Annotated in this window: 5 protein-coding genes; 1 reads left to right on the top strand and 4 read right to left on the bottom strand. The window is 73.3% G+C overall.

Translation table 11 applies throughout. From position 1 onward, the window contains the following. Window positions 1-3: 3 nt before the first annotated feature. The 4 genes from D9R02_RS10975 to D9R02_RS10960 form a co-directional block, all read right to left on the bottom strand. On the bottom strand, window positions 4-225 hold the full coding sequence (locus D9R02_RS10975) for a hypothetical protein (RefSeq protein ID WP_121566909.1): 222 nt from the start codon (window positions 223-225) through the stop codon (window positions 4-6). A 180-nt stretch (window positions 226-405) separates the two neighbouring features. Continuing rightward, window positions 406-969, bottom strand: coding sequence for a GNAT family N-acetyltransferase (locus tag D9R02_RS10970; RefSeq protein ID WP_121566908.1), 564 nt, complete (start codon window positions 967-969; stop codon window positions 406-408). A gap of 24 nt (window positions 970-993) precedes the next feature. After that, complete coding sequence (locus D9R02_RS10965; RefSeq protein ID WP_121566907.1) at window positions 994-3,657, bottom strand: excinuclease ABC subunit UvrA; 2,664 nt, start codon at window positions 3,655-3,657, stop codon at window positions 994-996. Window positions 3,658-3,709: 52 nt separating this feature from the next. Further along, window positions 3,710-4,765, bottom strand: a complete 1,056-nt coding sequence (locus D9R02_RS10960; RefSeq protein WP_052239295.1) for a hypothetical protein — start codon at window positions 4,763-4,765, stop codon at window positions 3,710-3,712. A gap of 75 nt (window positions 4,766-4,840) precedes the next feature. Here D9R02_RS10960 and D9R02_RS10955 point away from each other — a divergent pair. Continuing rightward, on the top strand, window positions 4,841-6,138 hold a 1,298-nt coding region (locus D9R02_RS10955; RefSeq protein WP_147435360.1), incomplete at its 3' end, for an MFS transporter.

Here is a 6,138-nt window from a genome sequence, read left to right as displayed (position 1 = left end):
GCTTCAGATGTGTATAAGAGCCAGCCCATCCGCGCCCGCCGCCCCGGAGGTGCCGCTCGCCCCGGAACCGCCGGAGGCGTCGTCGTCCGAGTCCAGGCGCGAGATGGAGAAGGCCGTGCTGAGGATCAGCACCAGCGCGGCGGCCACGGCGAGCCATAGCAGCGACCTGCTCCGCCCTCCCCGTTCGGCGCGGTGCGCGGCACGGTGTTTGCCTGGCTCGGTCATGTCGGTGTTCCCCCGTCCCGTGGGGGGAACACCGGGAGGACCCCGTAGAACGGTCACCCCCGGCGCGCCCCCGCACGCGGCAGCTGTGTCAGGACCCCCGTGCCGGGGTGCTGCCACGCCCCGACGTCCCTTCCGGGCACCACCCTACGGTGTCACGGGTCACACGGTGTGGATCCCGGGTCAGCCGAGGCGGGAGAACGGTTCGGCGTACTCGTAGGAGCCGCGCGGGCCGCGGTACTCGTCCGGGGTCGCGACGACGCCGTCCCCCAGGGGCACCGCCTGGAAGAACTCGCCCCACTCGGGCTCCCCGGTGATTCCGAGCCGGGAGGCCGGGACGAAACCGAAGCGTGAGTAGAACTCCGGGTCGCCCAGCAGCACCAGGACCGGCTGCCCGGCCTCGGCGGCGCGCTCGACCAGGGCGCTCATGAGCCGTGAGCCGACGCCCTCGCCCTGCCGGGCCGGGTCCACGGCCACGGGACCGACACCCAGCACGGGCTCGCCCGCGCAGCGGCCCCACGTGGCCATCGCGAAACCCACGAGGTCCGCGCCGTCGTGGGCGGTCAGCGCGAAGCGGGGGTCGTGGGCGGGAGAATTGCGCAGCCAGCCCACCAGCGTGGCCTCGCCGGGGGCGCCGTCCGCCTCCACGGGCGGGGCACTGTGCTCCGCGTCTGTGAAGGCGCGGGCCACGAGGGACCGGACAGCAGCAAAATCGCGGGGGTCTTCCGGGCGGACGTCGATGCTCATGCGTTCATTCTCCCCGGGGCGGGTTCAGCCGAGCACGTCCCGCAGGTACGGTGCCGTGGCGCCGTCCGAGTGCGCGGCGACGTCGTGCGGGGTGCCCGCCGCGACCACCCGGCCGCCGTCGGCTCCCGCGCCGGGGCCCATGTCCACCACGTGGTCCGCCTGGGCGACCATGCGCATGTCCAGCTCGGCCATGACCACCGTGTTGCCCGCGTCCGCGAGCCCCTGCAGGTGGTTCATGAGCCGGTCGCTGTCCGCCGGGTGCAGCCCCGCGGTGGGCTCGTCCAGCACGTAGAGGGTGTCCCCGCGGGAGGCCCGCTGCAGCTCGGACGCGAGCTTGACCCGCTGGGCCTCACCGCCCGAGAGCTCCGTGGCCGGCTGGCCCAGCCGCAGGTAGCCGAGCCCCACGTCCCGCAGCACGCCCAAGCTGTGGTGGATGGAGTCCTCACCCTCGAAGAACGCGTGCGCCTCGTCCACGCTCATGCCCAGCACGTCCGCCACGGAGCGCCCCCGCCACAGCACCTCCAGGGTGCTCGCCTTGTACCGGGTGCCGTGGCAGTCCGGGCACGGGGCGTACACGCTGGGCAGGAACAGCAGCTCCACCATCACGCTGCCCTCGCCCTCGCACGTGGGGCAGCGCCCGCCCACCACGTTGAACGAGAACCGCCCGGCCTTGTACCCGCGCTCCTTGGCCTCGTCCGTGGCGGCGTAGAGCTTGCGGACGTCGTCGAACAGCCCCGTGTAGGTGGCCACGTTGGAGCGCGGCGTGCGGCCGATCGGCTTCTGGTCGATCACGACGACGCGCCGCACGCCTCCCGGCACCGAGGTGACCTTCCCGCGGACGTCCTCGGCGGCGTCGTCGGCCGTCAGCAGGTCCGACTCCGGATCGCCCGTGATCTCCTGGGACTCGCCCGTGCGCTGGCCCAGTCGCTCGCGCACGAGGACCGGCAGGGCCTGGCTGACCAGGCTGGACTTGCCGGAGCCGGAGATGCCCGTGACGGCGGTGAGGCACCCGGCGGGGAAGCTCACGTCCAGGCCGCGCAGGTTGTTGCGGGTGACCTCTTCGAGGGCGAGCCATCCGCGCGGCGTGCGCGGTGCGCGGGCTGCGGGAGCGGTGGCCTGCTCCGGGAAGAGGTAGCGGCGCGTCGCGGACTCGGGAACGTCCGCGAGGCCCCGGGGATCCCCGCTGTAGAGCACGCGCCCGCCGCGCTCGCCGGCGTCGGGGCCGATGTCCACGAGCCAGTCCGCCTCGTGGATCACCGTGAGCGAGTGCTCCACGATGAACAGGCTGTTGCCGCGGTCCTTGAGCCCGTGCAGGATCCCGATCAGCGCGTCCAGGTCACGGGGGTGCAGACCCGCGGAGGGCTCGTCCAGGACGTACGCCACCCCGAAGAGCTTGGAGGAGAGCTGCGTGGCCAGGCGCAGCCGCTGCCGCTCACCCCCGGAGAGCGTGGGCGTGGTGCGGTCCAGGGAGAGGTAGCCCAGGCCCAGGTCGATCATGGGCTGCAGCCGCGCCACGAGGTCCGCGGCCAGGCGCTGGGCGGCGGCACGCTTCTCCACCGAGAGGTTCGGGGTGCGCCGGACGTCCGGGGCGGCGTCGTGCGAGGCCCCTCCCTGCGCCACCCGCGAGGCGGTGGAGGCCGCGCGGGACTCGGCGTCCAGCACGTGGTCCGTCAGGTGACCGGCCTCGCTCGGGGTCCAGCCGTCCGCGGCCACGGCGCGTGCAATCTCCGCGAGGCGCGCGAGTGGGAGGTGCGAGAACGCGGCGATGTCCAGGCCCTCGAATGTGACCGACAGGGCCTCCTTCTTGATCTTCTTGCCGTGGCACTCCGGGCACAGCTCGCTGGTGAGGTACTGGGCCGCGCGCTTCTTGGTGCTGGGGCTCTTGGCGTTGGCGAAGGTGTCCAGCACGTAGCGCCGCGCTCCGATGAACGTGCCCTGGTAGGTGGGCTCCACACCCTCTTGCTGGGCCTTGCGCGTCTGGTTGGGGCTGAGCCCGCGGTACACGCCCACCGTGGGGCGCTCTTCGGTGTAGAGGATCCAGTCGCGGTCCCTCTGCGGGAGGTCCTTCCAGGGGGTGTCCACGTCGTAGCCCAGGGACACGAGGATGTCCCGCTGGTTCTGTCCCGCCCACGCCACGGGCCAGGAGGCGACGGCGCGCTCGCGGATGGTCAGGGACGGGTCCGGGACCATGGAGTCCTCGGTGACCTCGTACACCCGCCCGATGCCGTGGCAGGTGGGGCACGCGCCCTGCACGGTGTTCGCGGAGAAGTCCTCCGCGTAGAGCATCCCCTGCCCCGGCGGGTACCACCCGGCACGCGAGTACAGCATCCGCACCAGGCTGGACAGGGTGGTCACGGTGGCTACGTCCGAGCGCGCGCCGCCCCCGCCCCGCTGCTGCTGGAGGGCGACGGCGGGTGGCAGCCCCTCGATCACGCCCACGTCCGGGACGCCCGCCTGATCGATGAGCCGCCGCGCGTACGGCGCCACGGACTCCAGGTAGCGCCGCTGCGACTCCGCGAACAGCGTGCCGAACGCGAGCGAGGACTTCCCCGAGCCGGACACCCCCGTGAACACCACGATGGCGTCCCGGGGCAGGTCCAGGGAGACGTCCCGGAGGTTGTTCTGGCGCGCGCCGCGCACCACCACGCCGTGCTGCCAGGGTGCGGTGCCGTTCTGCTGAGTAGTCACTCTGGCCACGCTACCGCCGCGTGCTCCCGGTCGACGCCGCCAGGAGCTGCTGTCAGAGCAGGATCACCAGCAGCACCATGATCGCCACGATCACAGCGAACGTGATGGCCCAGTTGCGGGCCACGCTGCGGTTCTCGTTCCGCGTCTCCTCGCTGTTGGGGTCGCGCGGAGCGTGGCGCTCGCTGCCCACCCCGTAGTACAGCTCGTTGGTCGACGGCTGGCGCGGGGGAACCGGCGGGCCGTAGTCGTCGGGCGAGCCGGCGGAACCGGGCGCGCGGGCGGCGTCGTACCCGTCCTGGGGCTCGTGGCGGGAGTCAGGGTGGCCCGGGGTGCTGCCCGGATCCCAGGTCTCCCGCGCCGCGCCCGCGCCGGGGCCCGCGATCGAGTCGCGCACGGGCACGCCCTCTCCGGGGTAGCGCCCGCTGGGCTGGGAGGGCTCGTCCAGTTCGTCGTCGTCCAGCATCTCGGAGGCGGGAATGCTGGTGGTCGTGACCGCAGGGCCCTGGGACAGCACGGGATCCTGCGGGGATGGGCGGGAAGCTGACGCGGGCGACGACGACGCCCCGCCGTCCTGCGCGCTCGTGGCCGCCGCGCGCAGCACCTCGGAGAACCGGGTCAGGGGGCCCTTCTGCGCGCGCCCGGCGCTCTGGGCGACCTGGTCGGCGCGGTCCGCGACGGAACGCAGCACCGCGGCGTCGGAAAGTCCGAGATCCCGCGCCGCCATGGCGAGTTCCAGGGGCGGCCGCGAGGGGTCCGCGGTGGTGGCCCACTCCAGCAGACCGGTGCGGACGGGGGAGGACAACGACTCCCGCAGAGCGGGCCGCAGCGCCGGGACGTCCGCCAGCGCGAGCAGCTCGAGCGGCGGGGTGCTCCCGTAGCCGTGGGCCGCCTGGTCCAGCGGGCCGCGGTGGCCGAAGAGGGCGGCGAGCATGGCGGCCGCCGCGTACCGGTCCTCCACGGTGCCTGCGTCCGAGGCGCGGCGCACCAGTTCCGCCTGGGCGGGGGAGCCCGCCTGACGGACCTTCTCCAGCAGTGCGGGGTCCGCGCGCACCAGCCGCGCCGGTTCCTGCAGGGCCCGGGCGAGCTCCGGATCCAGTGAGTCACTCATGACGTCCGCCTTTCTCAGTCGTGGGGAAAGCCTACGGGAGGCCGAGAGTGCAGTGCGGGGCTAGGGTGATCGACTGTGACCCACACCCCCTCCGCGCCCACGCGCAAGGCCCCCGGCATCCTGCTGGCGGTGCTCATGGCCGCGATGGCCGCCGGGCCGGTGTTCAACTACGGGGTGGGTGCGCTCAGCGCCACCATCGTGGAGAGCTACGGGATCACCGAGGGGCAGTACGGGTTCATCATCACCGCGGTGTTCGTGATGGCGGGTCTCGCGGCGCCGCTGCTGGGGGTGCTCGCGGACCGCATCGACACCCGCGTGCAGCTCACCCTGATCTTCGGGGGCGTGCTGGTGGCGTTCCTGCTCAGCGCCACGTGGCAGTCCTACGCCGTGCTGCTGGTCGCGGCCCTGATCGCGGGGCTCGCGCAGTCCTTCTCCAACCCGGTGACCAACCGGATCGTCGCGCAGCGTGTCCCGCTGACCCAGCGCTCCGCGTGGATGGGGTGGAAGCAGTCCGGGGTGCAGGTGGGCCTGCTGGTCGCGGGCCTCACGTTCCCCGTGGTGGGCGCGGCGCTCGGCTGGCGGGGCGCCGCGCTGTTCGGTGCGCTGCTGTGCGTTCCCCTGCTCGTCACGGGGTGGAGCGTGGTCACCCGGCTGCAGCGCCGCGCCCGCGAGAGCACCCCGACGACGACGCCGCCCGCTCCTACCGTCGCGGGCCCCGGACGGGAATCCCGGGAACGCACCGTGGGAATCCCCGGGCCGCGCGCGGTGGGCGCGGGAGTCATGGCAGGGAGCGCCGCGGCGTCGTCGGGCGCGCTGCCGCCTGCGGTGTGGCTGCTGACGCTGACGTCCTTCCTCAACGCGGTGGGCACGCAGGGCGTGAACGTGTACGCGTCCCTGTTCGCGGTGCGGGCCATGGGGTACACGGTCACGGTGGCCGGGCTGCTGCTGGGCGTGATGGGAGTGATCGGGATCGGAAGCCGGATCGGGTGGGGCCGGGTGACCGGGAGGCTGGGCAGACCCGCACCGCTGATCCAGGTCATGAGCCTGGGCGGGATCGTGGGGCTCGGGCTGCTCGTGCTCGCGGAGAGCACGCAGCAGCACTGGCTCATGTGGCTGGGCGTCGCCTTCCACGCAGCACTGCCCCTGGCGGCGAACGTGGTGATCAACTCGGGCATCGTGGCCGCCGTGCCCAAGGAAAGGATCGGGGTGGCGTCCGGACTGGTGGCCACCGGGATGTACCTGGGCTTCGCGCTCGGGCCCGTGGTGGTGGGCCAGCTCGTGGACCTCACGGGGGCGTTCACCGCCGGCTGGACCGCGGTGGCCGGAGCGTACGTGATGTGCTTCGTGGCGGCGGTGGTGGTGGGGCGGGGGGA

This window comes from Kocuria rhizophila (assembly GCF_003667225.1).
GTDB classification, from domain to species: Bacteria; Actinomycetota; Actinomycetes; order Actinomycetales; family Micrococcaceae; genus Kocuria; species Kocuria rhizophila.
This window is presented reverse-complemented; position numbering and strand designations above follow the sequence as displayed.

Bases quoted from the DNA above. Each gene is read 5' to 3' on its own strand.
- D9R02_RS10975 (WP_121566909.1), bottom strand. From the start codon at position 225: ATGACCGAGCCAGGCAAACACCGTGCCGCGCACCGCGCCGAACGGGGA.
- D9R02_RS10970 (WP_121566908.1), bottom strand. From the start codon at position 969: ATGAGCATCGACGTCCGCCCGGAAGACCCCCGCGATTTTGCTGCTGTC.
- D9R02_RS10960 (WP_052239295.1), bottom strand. From the start codon at position 4,765: ATGAGTGACTCACTGGATCCGGAGCTCGCCCGGGCCCTGCAGGAACCG.